A 17,564-nucleotide genomic window follows, 5' to 3' on the forward strand; every position below is an offset into this window, starting at 1 on the left:
ACGATGACTGAACGGGAGATCGAACGATGGGGATCTATCGCATGGTGCTGCGTTGCGCGGCGCCCATGATCGCTGCTTGCGCGGCGGTTCCACTGGGAGCCGTCACCCTCCAGGAAAGCCTCGACCATCTTCACCGCCCGGCGCGGGCCTTCGTCGAGCCCTCGCTCGACGTGAAACCGTCGTTGACGACGAGCGCGCAGAACGACGCCGCGGTGACCGCGCGCGTGGCCGCGTTCGAGCGCCGCGTCGGCGGCCGCTGGGAAGTGCGCTGGGATTCGCGCGGCGATCGCCCGAACCTGGTGCAAGGCAGCGGCGTCGCACTGATTCCGGGGCGCGGCAACCGGCTCGCGCCGAGCCGCTTCGGCGTCGCCGCGGCGCAGGAAATGGACCTCGCCACGGTCACCCGCGAAGCGCGGCGCTTCCTCGACGCGCAGAAGGACCTGCTCAAGCTCGACGGCATCCAGTTGCGCCCGGACCCCAAGCGCAGCGGTTCCTACGGCAAGGACAAGGGCTTCTGGACGATCGAGTTCGCGCAGGTCGTCGGCAATGTGCCGGTCGACGGCGCGTTCGTCTACGCGCGCGTGTCGCAGGGCAACGTCGTGCAGTTCGGCGCCGAGCGCGTCGGCGAGGTGCGCATCGACGCGCTGCCCAAGTCCACGCGCGAGGAAGCCTTCCGTGCCGCCTGGTCGGAACTCGGCTTTCCGGCCGGCACCGTCGTGCAGACCTGGGGCGAGCGCGGCGAGCTGCGCATCTATCCGAGCGCGCCGCCGCAGGAGCTCGCCGCCACCGCCTTCGCCGGCACGCGCGGCGAGGGCTATCGGCACGTGCTCGCCTGGCGCTACGTCTTCCGCGTCGACGGCAACGACGCCAGCTGGCAGGTGCTGGTCGATGCGACGTCGAACCGCGTGCTCGACGTGCGCGACCTGAACCTCAATGCCGACGCGACGGTCAGCGGCGGCGTGTATCCGACCACCAATCTCGAAGCGGAAGTGGTGATGCCGTTTCCGTTCGCGACCGTGACCGTCGACGCGGCCACCACGATCACCGACACGCTCGGCATCTACGACTACACCGGCGGTACCGCCAGCACCTCGCTCGACGGCAAGTACTTCAAGATGGTCGACAACTGCGGCGCGATCTTGCTGTCCAGCAGCACCGACGGCAACCTCGCCTTCGGCACCGGGCCGGGCACCGACTGCGCCACGCCGGACGGCAACACGGCGGGACCGGGCAACACGCACGCCTCGCGCACCGGCTTCTACCATCTGACGCGCATCAACGAGAAGGCGCGCGGCATCCTGCCGGACAACACCTGGCTGCAGGGCAAGGTCACGGCGAACATGAACGTCGACGACGTCTGCAATGCCGGCTACAGCCCGCTCAACGGAACGGTCAATTTCTACAAGTCCGGCACGCATCCCAGCGACCCGTCGATCCACTGCGGCAACACCGGCGAAATCGCCGCCGTGTTCCTGCACGAGTGGGGCCACGGCCTGGACAACAACGAGGGCGGCGCGGCCAGCGAGAACGGCTCGGGCGAAGCGGTCGGCGACACCTTCGCGTTCCTGGAGACCAAGGAGTCCTGCATCGGCCCCGGCTTCTACGCCAGCGGGCAGACCTGCAGCGGCTGCACGACCTGCACCGGCGTGCGCGACCTCAACGACTTCTCGCAGACCGGCACGCGCACGATCGCCTCGCCGCCGAACGTCGAGGCCAGCGACGGCATCAACTGCCGCGGCGGCCAGCTGACCTGTCCGTGGCTGGTGGGCGGCTTCATCCCCTACCAGGGCCCGATGGGCTACGAAGGCCATTGCGAAAGCTACATCGCCGGGTCGGCGAACTGGGATCTGAAGAACGCCCTGGCCGAACGCTTCGGCACCGACGAGGGCTACGCCGCGATGGACGGCATCTGGTACGGCAGCCTGCTGCCGTCGAAGAGCGCCTATCAGGTGCAGGACGGCGGCCAGTGCAATCCGAAGGCGACCGTCAACGGCTGCGCGGCGACGAACTGGTACACCGTCTACCTCGCGGTCGACGACGACGACGGCGACCTCGACAACGGCACGCCGAACGCCTGCCGCATCTGGGACGCGTTCAATGCACACGGCATCGCCTGCGGCGAGCGGCCGGTCTGCACCGTCGACGCGCCGGACTTCTCCCTGCGCGTGACCGACAGTCCGCAGGCGATCTGCGCCGCCACCGACGCGAGCTTCAACGTCGAGGTGCGCTCGACCCTCGGCTTCTCCAACGCCGTCACGCTCGCGGCCAGCGGACAGCCGGGCGGCACCAGCGCCAGCTTCTCGACCAATCCCGTCGTGCCGGGCAATGCGACCACGCTGACCATCGGCGGCACCGGCGCCAGCGCGGCGGGCGACTACACGATCGACATCGCCGGCACCGCGCAGGACAGCCCCGGACACGGCACGCACGCCGAATTGACCGTGTTCACCGCGGCACCGGGCGCGCCGACCTTGACCAGTCCCGCCGACGGCGCCGACAGCGTCAACAGCAGCGACGCGACGCTGACCTGGCAGGCGAGCGACCAGGCCGCCTCGTACACGATCGAAGTCGCGACCGACGCGGCCTTCACGCAGATCGTCGCCAGCCAGAGCGGACTGACGACCACGAGCTGGCACGCCAGCGGCCTCAGTCCGACGACCCGCTACTACTGGCGCGTGCGCGCGACCAACGTCTGCGGCGGCGGCAGCGATTCGGCCGTGTTCTCCTTCACCACCAGCGCCACGCTCTGCCGCAATCCGGCCGCGTCGATCGGCGCCGAACTGAGCGACGTGATCACGGTCGCGCAGAAGCAGACGGTCGACGGCGTGCGCGTGCGCGTCGATCAGACGAGCGGCCTGATCCTGAGCGGCGTCGGCATCTCCCTGAGCCACGGCGGACAATCCGTCACCGTGTTCCAGAACGACCAGTGCAATGCCAGCTCGATGAACGTCGTCTTCGACGACGCGGCGAGCGCGCCCGTCGATTGCCCGCTGCTCGCGCCGGCAAGCGGCACCTACCTGCCGCTCAATCCGCTCGGCGCCGCGTTCGCCGGGCAGGCGGCGGCCGGCGACTGGACGCTGACGATCACCGACGGCCTGGGCGCGTTCCTGCCCGGCACATTGAACACCTGGTGCCTGGATCTCGACCTCGGCGCGGCCGGCGACGACATCTTCGCGGACGGCTTCGACGGAGACGCGCCGTGAGCACTTGGTAGCGCAACGTCCGCCGGCCGCTACCCTCGACGGCCGGCGGACCACACGCGAGTGTCTCGCGAGCCGTCCGCCCGCCCTCGGCGACGGCTGGCCGAAACCCGGAGCCGTCGCCCCCGGCAAGACACAGGCGATCTTCGATCTTGCCGGGCGCCGTCCACGGAACGTCCGCGTTCCACTCCCGCGCACCCGGCGACACCATCCACCCGGAGTCCGAATCGTGAAATCGAACCGCCGCGTCACCGCCTCTCCGTCTTCCCGCTCGATCAACCTCCGCCGCAGCGGTCTCGCCCTGGCGCTGGCCGCCGCGATTTCCTCGACGCAGGCCAGCCCGCCACCGCACTTCCTCGAGGCCACCTCGCCGACGATCGACGCCTTGGCCGCGGCGCGCCGGAACGCCTCGTTGATCCTGCTCCGTGCAGGGATCTTCGATCCGGCCGCGCAGCAGCTCGACCTGACGGCGACCGGCGCGGCAGCGGCCGCAGCGAGCGGGCTCGGCATCGTGCAGTTCGAGGCGGGACGGCTCGGCGAGAGCAAGGCGCTCGCCGCGCTCGGCGTGAACATCGTCGGCTACGTTCCGAACAACGCCTACCTGGTCCGGCTCGGCGCCACGTCGCTGGACACGTTGCGCGCGATCCCCGGCGTGCGCTGGGCCGGCGCCTACCGGGCCGGATTCAAGGTCGATCCGGGCTTGTGGACCAGCCGGCGCTCGGCGCTGAAGGCCGGCACGGACCAGCGCTACGCACTGCAGGTGTCCGGCTTCGCCGGTCAGAGCCTGGACGCGGCCGCGGCGACGCTGCGGGCGCAACTGCCCGACGTGCGCATCGCCGACGTCACGGCGGACCGCTTCCTGCCGACGCTGCGTCTCAGCGTCGCCGCCGACGACCTCGCGCGCGCGGTCGCGGCGGCCAGCGCGCTGGATGCGGTCGGTTACATCGAGCCGTTCGTCGCGCCGCGCCTGGACAACAGCGGCTCGATCGCGACGATCCAAGGCAACATGAGCGGCGACGTCGCCGGCGTCGGGGCGGTCGGCGCACCGACGCCGTTGTGGGATCACCAGATCTTCGGCAGCGGGCAGATCGTCGCCAGCATGGATTCCGGCGTCGACCACAACGAAGCCTGGTTCACCACGCTCGACAAGGGCAGCGGACCGGTCACCGCGTTGACGCCCGCCGAAGACACCACGCCGCCGGCGCTCGGCACGCTGCATCCGGACAACAAGATCGTCGGCTATTTCGTGCAGCCCGGATCGACCGCGTACGACAGCGACGGCGTCGAATGCTCCCCCGGCGCCGGCGGCCTCTCGTTCCACGGCACGCACACCTCCGGCACGATCGTCGGCGACGCCGCCGGCACGTTCGGCTCGGCGACCTATCTCGCCGCGACGCCGAACGCGGCCAATCACGACCTCGCCGACGGCATGGCGCCGAACGCGCAACTGCTGTTCCAGGATATCGGCAACGACAGCACCGGCTGCCTGGCGATCCAGGATCTCGGCGCTTCGATCGACCAGGCGCATGCCGCCGGCGCCGGCCTGCAGAACAACAGCTGGGGCGGGCCGACCCAGGGCGCCTACAGCGCCAGCGACACCATCGCCGACGCGCACTCGCGCGATCTCGACACGATGCTGCTGGTCGTCTCGGCCGGCAACGACGGCATGGCCGGAGGCATCGTCGGCGCCTGCGCTACCGGCCAGACCGAGCCGATTCCCGGCAACTCGAAGTACCTGTGCCTGCAGACGGTCGGCTCGCCCGGCAACGCCAAGAATGTGCTGACCATCGGCGCCTCCACGCATGGCGGCCTCAACGAAATGACCAGCTTCTCTAGCCGTGGTCCCACCGCCGACGGCCGCCAGAAGCCCGACATCGTCGCACCCGGCGCCGGCGCCGAATCCGTGGACATCCTCGGCTCCGGTGGCATCAGCTCCGCCGCCGGCAACAGCAACGACGGCGACACGATCCAGGCGCCGGTGTCCAAGCTGCTCTCGGGCACCTCGATGGCGGCGCCGACGATCACCGGCAACGCCACCCTGCTGCGGCAGTTCTACCAGGACGGTTTCTACCCGCGCGGCGAACGCACGCCGGCGGACACACTGAACCCGAGCGGCGCGCTGCTCAAGGCCGTGCTGGTCAATGCGACCGTCACCAACCTGAGCAACACCAAATCCACCGGCACGACCCTGCCATGGCCGAACCAGCACAGCGGCTGGGGCCGCCCGTGGCTCGATGCCAGCCTGTGGTTCCGCAGCACCCTCGCCGGCGGTGACGACAGCCGCCGCACACGCCTGATCGACCGCCCGAACTCGGCCGGCCTCACGACCGGCGAAAGCGACAGCTTCACGATCCAGAACGTCGAAGCGGGCAAGGAGCTGCGCGTCAGCCTGACCTGGTACGACCCGCAAGCGGCGCTGGCGGCGGCCACGACCCTGGTCAACAACCTCGATCTCGAAGTCACCGCGCCCGATGGCAGCGTCTACAAGGGCAACGTGTTCGCCAATGACCAATCCGCCACCGGCGGCGACGCGGATGCGATCAACACCGTCGAGCAGGTGCGGCTGACCACGCCGGTCGCCGGCGCCTACACGATCAAGGTCAGCGGCACGGCCGTGCCGGGCAACGGCCAGTCCGATACCGACGCGCAAGGCTACGCGCTCGCCGTCACCGGCGGCTTCGGCCTGCCCGACACCGCGGCGCTGCCGGCGCCGAGCGCCCTGGCGGTCGCGTCGAACGACGCCGGCGGTGTCGCCATCGGCTTCACCGGCAGCAGCGGCGCGCAGGGCTATCAGCTCTATCGCGCGGCCGGCACCTGCGCCAGCGCAGCGCCCGGAGATTTCCGCTTCGTCGCCAACGGCACGGCGGCACCGCTGACGGACACGCACACGCAAGGGGGCTTTTCCTATGCGTACAAGGTGCGCGGCATCCAGAACGACGTGGAAGGCGACGCATCCGCCTGCGTCGACGTCGTTTCCGCGGCGCCGTGCACGTTGCAGCCGCTGTTCGGTGCCGGCGCGGTGAGCGCCGGCGCCGCCCATGCGAGCTGCAGCGTCACGTTGAACTGGCCGACCGCCGCTGCCTCCTGCCCGGCCGGCGGCTCGATCACCTACGCGGTCGAGCGCGCCAGCGATCCGTACTTCACGACACCCGAACCGCTCGCCAGTGCGCTCGCGACCGCGTCCTACACCGACACTACCGTCGCCAACGGCACGCCGTACTACTACCGCGTGACGGCCAGCGACAGCCTCGGCAATCCGAGCGCGCCGACGCCGGCCGTCGGCGTCACGCCGAGCGGAGCGGCCGGCCCCGATCCGTCGAGCTATTTCGACAACGTCGACGACGCGACCTATCTCACGCTCGATCCGGCCTGGCAGGCCACCGACACGTTCGCCGCCGACGGCACGCTGAGCTACCACAACGGACCGGACGGCGGCGTCTATCCGTCCGACACGTGCAGCAGCGCGACCACGCCGACGCTGACCCTGCCCGCCGGCGCCACGATGAGCTTCCAGGCGCGCTACGACATGGAGTACCAGTGGGACGGCGCCGTCCTGGAGATCTCCACCGACGACGGCGCGACCTGGGCCGACCTGCCGCCGGACGGCGGCTATCCGACCACGCTGGCGCAGACGCAGAACAACAACGCGTGCGGCTTCCCGTCCACGCGCGGCGTGTTCAGCGGCGTCTCCACCGCCGCTTCCAATGCCGATCCCGGCAACGGCACCGCGACGCCGGTGTTCAAGCCGTTCGCCGTCGACCTGGCGAGCTTCGCCGGCCAATCGGTAAAGATCCGCTGGCGGTTCACCAGCGACGGCAACACCGAGTTCGCCGGCTTCTTCCTCGACCAGATCCGCATCGGCGACGCGAATGCCGTCGTCGACCGCCTCTTCGCCGACGGCTTCGACGGCGCCGGTTCGGGTGGCGGCGACTACGTCTGCCACTAGCCTCCCGCAGCCGTCGCGGCCCCTCGGCCGCGACGGCTGACGCCGGGCCGGCGTCATCGCCGGCCTCTTCGATCGAGCGAGGATCCGCGGCCGCACGATGCATGGGGAGACGGCGCGTCGTCGCGATTCAGCCCGCTTTTTCCACCGGCTTCCGCGCCGACCGGGCACGGGAGGCGCCATACGCGCGAGCACGGAACTCGCGTGACGTTCGCTCGCCCGCGTCCCTACAATGCCCCGCACTGGTGGGGTGTTCGGGGCGGCGTCGATGCATCAAAGCGGTGACGTGACCTTGCTGATCGACGCGTGGCAAGGCGGCGACGCCGGCGCGCTGGATCAGCTGCTGCCGCTGGTCTATGCCGACCTGCGCGCGATGGCCGCGCGCCTCCTGGCCGGGGAATCGGCCAGCACCTTGCAGCCGACCGAACTGCTGCACGACACGCTGCTCAAGGTGCTGCGCGTCGACGCGCTGCGCATCGTCGACCGCCAGCACTTCTTCAGCGCATCCGCGCGGCTGATGCGCCATCTGATCGTCGACCGCATCCGCGAAGCGCGCGCCGAGAAGCGGGGCGGCGACTGGGAGCGCGTCGACCTGATCGAGGCGATCAACCTGCCGCTGCCGCACGACATGGACATCGAGCGGCTGCACGTCGCCATCGACGATCTCGATCAGGTCGAGCCGCGCCTGGCGCGCATCGTCGAGCTGCGCTACTTCGTCGGCCTGACCATGCAGGACATCGCCAAGGCGCTCGACGTCGACGAACGCACCGTCTACCGCGGCTGGGCGGTCGCGCGCAGCTGGCTGCAGACGCAGATGGCGCCGTGACGAATTCGCCCGACCGCACGCGCAGTCTCGCGCAACTGCAATGGCTGAACCGCCTGTTCGACCTGCCGGTTTCCGCACGCGAGACGGAACTGGCCGCACTCGCCGCGCACGACGCCGAACTGGCCGCGGCCGTGCGCGAGCTGCTGTCGTCGGCGGACGCCATCGACGTCGACGAGGCCGTCGACGACACCTCGCCCGATCCGCACCGCCTCGGTCCCGACTCGCTGGTCGGCGGACGCTTCCGCCTGCTGCGCGCGCTCGGCAGCGGCGGCATGGGCGAGGTGTTCCTGGCGCAGCGCACCGACGAGATCGAGCAGTACGTCGCGATCAAGCTGCTGCACGAAGGCGGCCGCGCGATGTCGCGCGCGCGCGCGCGGCGCGAGCAGCAGATCCTGGCCAAGCTGTCGCACCCGAACATCGCCGGCCTGATCGACGCCGGCGTCAGCGACAGCGGACGGCCGTGGTTCGCGATGGACTACGTCGACGGCGAACGCCTGATCGCCTGGTGCGACGGCCGCCGTTCCAGCGTGGGCGACCGTGTGCGGCGCTTCGTGCACATCTGCAACGCCGTGCAGTTCGCGCACAAGAACCTGATCCTGCATCGCGACCTGAAGCCGTCGAACATCCTGATCGACAACGAGGGCGTGCCCAAGCTGCTCGACTTCGGCATCGCCAAGGTCATCGACGCCGACCAGACCGACGAGACGCGCACGCTCGCGCTGACGCCGGCCTACGCCGCGCCCGAGCAATTGCGCGGCGATCCGGCCACCACCGCCAGTGACGTCTACCAGCTCGGCAGCGTGCTCTACGAACTGCTCAGCGGCGTGCCGGTGCAGCAGGCGCGCAGCGCCGCCGCGCGCGACGCCGACAGCAACGGCGAGCTGCCGCGGCCGCACCAGGCGCTCGCCACGCGCATCGTCGGCGACCGCAGCGCCGCCGAACAGGCGGCACGCGCACGCGGCGAATCGCCGGACCGGCTCGTGCGCTTGCTGAAGGGCGACCTCGGCAACATCGTGGCGAAGGCGACCGCCGCGCGGCCGGCCGAACGCTACGACACCGCGCAGGCGCTCGCCGACGACCTCCACCGCTGGCTGGCCGGCCTGCCGGTGCGTGCGCACCGCAAGTCGCTGGCCTATTCGTTCGGCAAGCTGTTGCGCCGGCACGCGTGGGCGGCGGCGGCAATCGTCGTCCTCAGCCTCGGCCTGGTCGCCGCGACGGTGGTCGCGTTCGACAAGGCCGCCTCGGAGCGGCACCAGCGCGAACAGGCCGAAGCCCAGCGGCGCGAAGCCGAGCAGCAACGCGATCTGGCGCGCAGTCAGCGCGAGCGGTCGGAGGCGATGGTCGGCTTCTTGCGCAGCGTGTTTCGGCAGGCCAATCCGGACCAGTTCGGCACTCTGGACATCTCCGCCCCCGCTCTGCTCGCGCGCGCCGCCGACGCGCTCGACCAGCGCACCGACGTCGACGAGCCGACGCACGCCGTCCTGCTCGCCGAGATCGCCGACGCGTTCAACAATCTCGGCGAACCGAAGCTCGGCCTGGCGCCAGCCGAGCGCGCGGTCGCGATGCTGCAACCGCAGCGCGACCGCCACGCCGTCGAATTTCTCGGCGCATTGCTGCCGTTGCTGCTGATCGACAATGGCCTCGCGCGCCAGCAGGACGCGATCGACCGCGCGACCGAAGCGCTGCCGCTGGCGGAGCGCACGCGCGGCGGCGGGCACAACTGGCACGCCGCCCTACTCGCGCAGCGGGGCTTCGCGCATGCGCTGATGGGGAAGGCCGACGACGCCGAAGCCGATGCGCGCGCGGCGATCGAATCCCTCGAGGAAAGCGGCGAGGACAACGGCGAGGACGCGATCATGGCGTTGAACACGCTGGCCTCCGCATCCGTGCTGAAGTCCGACTACCGGCAGGCCAACGGTGCCTGGCGCCGTACCATCGCCATCGCCGAGCGCGATCCGTCGATCGGCACGTCGGTGCGGCTGTCGCTGAAGGAGAACTTCGCAGCCAGCCTGTATCGCACCGGCGAAACGGCCGAGGCGATCGAACTGCTCGAATCGACCTTGCGACAACATGAAACGCTCAGCGGCGCATCGAGTTTCGACGTGGTGACGTCGAAGGCGACGTTGCTGGAATGCTATCTGGCCAGCGGCGACCCGCTTCGCGCCCGCCCGATCTACGACGAGCTGCGGGCCATTCCGGTGACGACCGATCCGCAGCAGATCCGTCTGCGGCTCTATGTCGTGATCGGAATGCTGGACTACCAGCTCGCGATCGGCCGCTTCGAGGAGGCCTCGCGGCTCGCGCGCAGTTTCCTCGACGCGACGGGGCGAAATCCGGCGAGCAAGCGCCCCCACAACAACGTGCTGCGCCGGTTCGGCGAAGCCGAGCTGCAACTCGGGCGGCCCGCGGCGGCCCTGGCGGCGTTCGAAAGCGCGTCGGACGATGTGAACGTGCGCGACAGCCTCATCCGCCGCGCCTTGCTGGACGACGGCATCGGCCGAGCGCGGCTGACTGACGGCGACGCCGCAGCGGCGATCGAACCGCTGCAACGCGCCGCGGAAGGCTTTCGTCGAATGCAGGGGCCCGACAAGGCCGGCGTGCTGCGCAGCGAGATCCACGAACTGTGGGCGCGCGCGCTGGCAACGAAGGATCTACGGCTCCTCGACCGCCTGCAGGAAAAGCGCGCCGCACTGGTCGCCGCGCTCGGCGGCGAGGACAAGCTGCAGGTCTGGCAGCTCGATCAACTGCTCGACGATCTTTCCCGCCGCCTCGGCCGGCCCGGCATCGACGCCGAGCGGCGCGCGCGCGCCGAGGCGGGTCTGCGCCGCATCGCCGGCAGTTCGAAGGCGCCGGCCTATGTCGGCCTCAGCCCGTTCTGAATCTGCGGGGCGATCTCGACCCTCTTGTCTCGCTTGCGGAAAGGCAAAGCAAGACCCACGCCGCCCGCCGACGTCATGCCCGCGAACGCGGGCATCCATTTGCCCCGCCTGCGCGCCCGCACGCAAGCGAGACGACTGCGTCCAAAAACCCGATGTCAGGTTCCGCCCTGCCCATTCCGCTTCACTCTTTGAGGAGCCCATGAATCTGCCCCGTCCATCGGTCCGCAAGACCGGCGGAGGGGCGAGCCTCGCCTGAACCATCATCGAGAGACCGCCCATGAACATCCGCTTCGCCCGCTGCACGGCCGTGGCCGCCGTGCTGGGACTCGCCACGATCGGCTTCGCCATTCCTGCCGCCGCAAGCGCTTCAGCACTCGCTCCGGCGGCCGCTTCATCCCAGCCGTCTCCTGCCTCCGCGACGAGCTCTCCCTATCTGCGCGTGGCCGCGGACGATCCGATGGAGTCCGATCCTGTTGCCTTCGTGCCGTGGGCGCCGGACTTCCAGCACGACGGCACGGCGCGACGACGCTGGGCCGACAGTGTCGGTGCCGGGCTGCTGGCGAGCCCGCTGGGAAGCGCCACGCGACGCGAAGTTCAGGTGATCACCAGCGAGATCTACGACGGCGTCATTCCCCTGGATACGGGTTGGACATTCCAGAAAAACAATCGATTCAACGCCATCGTCTTATCCGAAGACACCATGGTCATCCTGGCCAAAACAGAAAGAGTGAATCCGCTCTATCCGGACCCGGAAAACGGTCCGCAAGAAGGTCCGGGCGCGATTCATTTCTTCGAGAAGCGCGATGGAAAATGGCAACGTGTCCAGAAGCTGGAATTCCCGGCGGAAGTTATTGGAACGAATGCCAACTTCGGCAAGATGTTGGCCATTTCCGGCGACACGCTGTTCGTCGGCGCCCCGAGAGGTAATGTCGCCGCGTCACGGCCCGGCAAGGTATACGTCTACAAACGCACCGACGGAGTCTGGCAGCAAACGCAAATCCTGACCGACGGCGTCGTGCAGAACCACGGCTCGGGCTTCGGCGCGTTCATGACCTTGCAAGGCGACCGCGCGCTCATCGCCGACGTCGCCGAGAACGGATTGCGCGGCGCGGTATACGCATTCGGCAAATCCGGCGACGGCACCTGGATGCAGACGCAACGACTGGTGCTCGCCGATGCGCCGGAACTCGCGCAGTTCGGCAACGGCCTCGGCCTGAACGGCTCGACCGCCATGATCACGGCCCCCATGGTCGGATGGGAGCCGACGCCACATACCAATCCGGTCGTCTATGCCTACGAACTCGACGTATCGAGCGGCCAATGGAATGCCACGCAAAGCTTGACGAGTTGCGGGCTCACCGAAGAAGACAGCTACGTCTACAATTTCGGCACCGGAAGGATCGAATTGGCTGGCGACACCGCGGTGATCGCCGACACCATCGGATCCCTGACCACGCCCGATGTCAGCGAACAAACCGGCATCGCCTGCGTCTACACGCGATCGAACGGCACCTGGACCCCAAGCCAGGCCTTGACCGCGGACGACCCGACGGCAGGCGACCTGTTCGGCATATCCTCCGCGCTGAATGGCGATCTTCTGGCGATCGGTTCGGTTCGATCCTTCGGCGGCGATCCGTATCTCGCGGGCGGCATCATCTACGTCTTCAATAGAAGCGGATCGGGCTGGAGCGTATCCGACAAGGTCGTTCGCGGCGGGCCGGGCTATCTGAACGACAACAGCGGCGGTATCGGCGTGATCGGAATCGACGGCAGCGCCGTGGTGTCGACAGCCGCCAGGGACGTCGGCGTGGACTTCGGCAGCGTCGGCATCTTCGATTTCCCGGCGCAGCCCACCGCTGCGCCGGAATCGCTGACGCTCTCGCTCGCACCGGGCGAGCAGACCTCGGCCTCGGTGCGGATCGGCAATGCCGGCGCGGGCGCCGCGCTGACCTTCAGCCTGACCGACGGCGGCACGCTGACACAGATCAGCGAGGAAGCGCCGATTCCCGGCATGGGCATCGGCATGCCGCAATGCCGCCTGCGCGGAGAGGTCGTACAGGAGTGCGTCGAAGTGATCGGCACCGCCGCCACCAGTTGGTATCGCCGCTTCTACTTCGGCGAGTACCCGCACGTCGGCGCCAGCGCGACGATCGACGCCGTCACCGTCGGCATCGAAGGTTCGCAGGCCGGCATTCCGGTGTCGGTCAAGCTGTACACCAAGCCGCACGACGACGGCGCGGTCGACACGCTCGACTCCTTCCAGCTCGAATACATCGGCGGCGGCACCGCCGTCACCGACGGCACGCCGCACAGCCTGCTGCGCGTTCCGATGGACGGTACCGTGACGGTGCAGGACACCGCCTTCGAAGATCTGGTCGTCGAATACCACGTCGACGAGCATCCGGGTCTGCCGGCGTTCGTGCCCGGCGCCAACGCCTCGCCGCAGACGCATTCGACGTTCATAACTTCCTTCCGCGGCGATTACCTGTATGCGGGACAGACCTCGCACATCCTGATTTCGCCGCACCTGGATCCGGCCGCTTCGGGCATCCGCTGCGCGACGCCGGAGAGCACGCCGTGGCTCCGTGTCGCCGCGCCGACGGAAGGGCGCATCGCGGCCGGTTCCTCGCAGGATCTCGCGGTGACGATCGACGCCTCGGACCTCGCGCCCGGCCGCTACTCGACCGAACTGTGCGTGGCGACCAAGGGTCCGCTGCCGTCGATGATGCGCGTGCCGGTCGAGCTGACGGTGAGCGAAGCAGGCGATGCGATCTTCAATGACGGGTTCGACGCGCGCCCCTGATGCTGCATTGTTCCCTCTCCCGCTTGCGGGAGAGGGTCGAGGCCGCCCCCCGGCGGCTGAGGGCCAGCGCAGGGATGCGCTGGCGGCATGCGGAGCAGGACAGCGTAGCGGGGTGAGGGAAAGCGGAGTGCTGTGCTCCTACTGCCCTCACCCGCGCCTTCGGCGCGACCTCTCCCGCACGCGGGAGAGATGAAAACTTGCGTGGCCTTTCTCCCTCTCCCGCTTGCGGGAGAGGGCCGGGGTGAGGGAAAGCGGAGCGCTGCCTCACCTTGGCGAGTTTCAAATGCCGCGTCGAGCACGACTCGCCGCGCCCATTCGCGAACACATCCTCTTCGGAACATCTCAATGCCCAGCCCGTCCCTCCCCCGCACCGCCCTCGCCGCCGCGCTGATGCTGGCATTCGGCCAGGCGATCGCTTCGGAACATGTACCCGCTTCGCCTCCCGCGCTCGACGCCGTCGAGGCGGCGCGCGGCGACTCGACGCAGCTGATCCTGCGCTCGGGCATCTTCGATCCGACGCAGCAATCGCTGAACGTCTCCGCCGTCGGCGCGGCACCGGATGCGCCCACGCGCTACGCGATCGTGCAATTCCAGCCGGGCAAGACGGCCGCGCACAAGGCGCTGGCCGCGCGCGGCATCGAGGTGCTCGGCTACGTGCCGAACCACGCCTACTTCGTCCGTCTCGGACGCGAGGGGCTGCCCGCGCTGACGAGCGATCCCGCCGTGCGCTGGGCCGGGCCGCTGCGTCCGGCGATGAAGCTCGATCCGAACCTGTGGACGGCGGCGCGCACGAACTCGGCCGCGCTGCAGAACGACGGCCGCTACGAGATCCTCGTCGAAGCCTTCCGCGGCGTCTCCGCGGCGCAGATCGAAGCCACGCTGCGCCGCGAAGTGCCGGACGTGGAGATTCCCATGCGCAGCCAGCGCAGCGAGGCGACGCCCTACGTGCGCGCCCGCGTGCCGGCCGCCGCGCTGGACGCGTTGCTGACCAGCGCGACAGCGATCGACGGCGTCGCCTTCGTCTCGCCGTGGCATCCGCTGCGCACGAGCAACGCCGCCAGCATCGGCGCGATCCAGGGCAACATGACCGACGACTGCGCCGGCAGCGGCCGTCTCTGCGGCACCTCGCCGATGTTCGGCCACGGCCTGACCGGCAGCGGCCAGATCGTCGGCATCGCCGATTCCGGCACGACGCCGAACGCGGCCTGGTTCACCTCCTTGGACAAGGGCGACGGGCCGCACACCGAAGTGACCTTCGCCGACAATCCGCCGCCGCTGCCGCCCGCGCTCGGCACGCTGCATCCGGACAACAAGATCGTCGCGTACTGGACGCAGCCGGGCGGTCCGATCGACTACGACTACTTTTCCGGCCACGGCACGCATACAAGCGGCACCCTGGTCGGCGACGCCGCCGGCACCTTCGGCGCGGACAGCTTCCTGCCGTCGACGCCGTGGCTGCCGAACCACGACCTCGCCGACGGCATGGCGCCGAACGCGCAGCTGCTGATGCAGGACATCGGCGGCGACAATCCGATCGAGCTGATCGTGCAGGACTTCGAGGGTACGCTGCAGCAGGCCCACGGCGGCGGCGTGCGCATCCACAGCGACAGCTGGGGCGGGTCGACCTCGGGCCAATACAGCGCCGTCGATGCCAATGTCGACCGCATGACGCACCGGCTCGAAGATCTGCTGGTGGTGATCGCGGCCGGCAACAACCAGACCGGCGCGATGGCCGTCGGCTCGCCTGGCAATTCCAAGAACGGCGTGACGGTCGCGGCGCTCGGCCACGGCGGCAGCCTGGTCAAGTCCTCGCTTTCCAATGCCGGCCCGACCGCCGACGGTCGCCTCAAGCCCGACCTCGCCGCGCCGGGAACGGAGACGATTTCCGCCGCGGCCGTCGGCGAAGTCACCGCGCAGGTTACCGCCCCGCAAACCGTGCCCAACACCGGCACCTCGATGGCGACGCCGGTCGTCGCCGGCAACGCCGTGCTGCTGCGCCAATACTTCGTCGACGGCTTCTATCCGCGCGGCTTCGCCAATACCGCCGCCGCGGCCGATCGCGTGTTCGCCGACGGCTTCGACGGCGTCGCGCCGCCGCCGCTCACCGGCGGCGAGGCGGTCGATGCGTTCAACCCGACCGGCGCGATGCTGAAGGCCGTGCTGCTCAACGGCACCGTGCCGACCACGACCCCGGCAGCCTTCCCGAATACCGGCACCGGCTGGGGCCGCCCGTGGCTCGACGGCAACGTCTGGTTCAAGCAAACGCTGCCCGGCGGCGACGACAGCCGCCGCCTGCGCGTGTTCGAGCGCAGCAACGCGGCCGGCTTGGTCACCGGCGAGGCCGACGAGTACGCCATCGCCGAGGTCGCCGCCGGCATCGAGTTCCGCGCGACACTGACCTGGTTCGATCCGGCGGCCTCGACCGGCACGGCCGCCGCGCTGGTCAACAACCTCGACCTCGAAGTCGTCGCGCCGAACGGAACCGTCTACCGCGGCAACCGCTTCAGCAACGGCGTCTCGGTTCCCGGCGGCTCGGGCGACCGCAAGGACACGGTGGAACAGGTGCGCTTCACCGCGCCGCTCGCCGGCGCGTACACGATCCGCGTGAAGGCGACCGACGTGCCCGGCAACGGCGAGGCGGACACCGACCGGCAAGGCTACGCCGTCGCCGTGTCCGGCGCGTTCGGCCTGCCCGACGCGCCGGCGTTCCCGGCGCCGACGGCACTGTCGATCGCCGCCAACAGCAGCGACGGCGTGAGCGTCGACGCGAACGCCGCCGGCGATGCGCAGGGCTTCCAGCTGTATCGCGCCGACGGCCACTGCGCGACGGCGGCGCGCGGCGATTTCCACCTGGTCGCGAACGGGCCGGCGCTGCCGCTCGCCGACACGCACAGCGAGGGCGGCTTCGCATATGCCTATCGCCTGCGCGGCGTGCGCAACGACGTAGAAGGCGAGTTGTCCGAATGCGTCGACGTCGTGTCGCAGGACGACTGCGGCCTGACGCCGGACTTCAATCGCGCGTCGGTGACCGCGTCGGGCGCGCACGCCACGTGCAGCGTCGACCTGTCGTGGAGCGCGGCGACGTCGAGCTGCCCGACGCAGACGACGATGACCTACCAGGTCGAGCGCGACACCGATCCGTACTTCGGCAATCCGCAGACCGTGGCCGCGGCATTGAGCACGCCCGAGTACGTCGACACGGCAGTGGCGAACGGCACCTCGTACTACTACCGCGTCACCGCGCACGACGCCGCCGGCAATCCGAGCCTGACTTCGTATCCGATCGTGGTGACGCCGACCGGCCCGGACGGCCCGGACCCGAGCGATTATCTCGACGACGTCGACACGCGCAGCCATGCCGTGCTGCAGACGCCGTGGCGGGTCACGGACACCGCCGCGGCGGCCGGAACCTACAGCTATCTCACCGGCGCGGATGGCGCGCCCTATCCGGACCAGACCTGCGGCAGCCTGAGCACGCCGCCGCTGACCCTGACCGCGGATGCCGTGCTGAGCCTGCAGGCGCGCTACGACCTCGAATACCAGTGGGACGGCGTCGCACAGGAAATCTCCACCGACGGCGGCGTCAGCTGGACCGACTTGCCGCCCGATGGCGGCTATCCGAGTTCGTTCGCGCGCACCGGCGCTGCGCCGATCAACGCCTGCGGCTACTCCGCCGCGCAGGGAGCGTTCAGCGGTGTCTCGACTGCGTCATCCAATTCGGATCCAGGCAACGGGACGGCCACTGCCGTGTTCAAACCGTTCACGACGAGCTTGCAGAGCTACGCCGGCCAGACCGTACAGATCCGCTGGCGCTTCTCGTCGGACCAGAACACCGGCTTCGACGGCTTCTTCCTCGACCAGATCCGGATCACCGGCACGCCCGGCAGCGGCGACTACCAGTGCCACTGAACGC

The 17,564-nt window shown here is 69.6% G+C and carries 6 protein-coding genes; all 6 read left to right on the forward strand.

Going from position 1 to position 17,564, the window contains the following annotated elements; genetic code table 11:
* The first annotated feature begins 26 nt into the window (after positions 1 to 26).
* The 6 genes from J7520_RS09150 to J7520_RS09175 all read left to right on the forward strand — a co-directional run bounded on the left by J7520_RS09150 (position 27) and on the right by J7520_RS09175 (position 17,560).
* Positions 27 to 3,203 (forward strand): fibronectin type III domain-containing protein, encoded by a 3,177-nt coding sequence (locus tag J7520_RS09150; protein ID WP_291187054.1) that lies wholly within the window; start codon positions 27 to 29, stop codon positions 3,201 to 3,203.
* 226 nt (positions 3,204 to 3,429) lie between these two features.
* Positions 3,430 to 7,146, forward strand: a complete 3,717-nt coding sequence (locus tag J7520_RS09155) for a S8 family serine peptidase (protein WP_291187057.1) — start codon at positions 3,430 to 3,432, stop codon at positions 7,144 to 7,146.
* Positions 7,147 to 7,411: 265 nt separating this feature from the next.
* Positions 7,412 to 7,969, forward strand: coding sequence for an ECF-type sigma factor (locus tag J7520_RS09160; RefSeq protein WP_291187060.1), 558 nt, complete (start codon positions 7,412 to 7,414; stop codon positions 7,967 to 7,969).
* Positions 7,966 to 10,848 (forward strand): serine/threonine-protein kinase, encoded by a 2,883-nt coding sequence (locus J7520_RS09165; protein WP_291187064.1) that lies wholly within the window; start codon positions 7,966 to 7,968, stop codon positions 10,846 to 10,848. Before J7520_RS09160 ends, J7520_RS09165 begins: the two co-directional genes overlap by 4 nt.
* 457 nt (positions 10,849 to 11,305) lie before the next feature.
* Positions 11,306 to 13,651, forward strand: coding sequence for an FG-GAP repeat protein (locus tag J7520_RS09170; RefSeq protein ID WP_291187067.1), 2,346 nt, complete (start codon positions 11,306 to 11,308; stop codon positions 13,649 to 13,651).
* Between the two features lie 345 nt (positions 13,652 to 13,996).
* Positions 13,997 to 17,560, forward strand: a complete 3,564-nt coding sequence (locus J7520_RS09175; protein WP_291187070.1) for a S8 family serine peptidase — start codon at positions 13,997 to 13,999, stop codon at positions 17,558 to 17,560.
* Positions 17,561 to 17,564 lie beyond the last annotated feature (4 nt).

The organism is Dokdonella sp. (assembly GCF_017744955.1).
In the GTDB taxonomy this organism is placed as follows: domain Bacteria; phylum Pseudomonadota; class Gammaproteobacteria; order Xanthomonadales; family Rhodanobacteraceae; genus Dokdonella_A.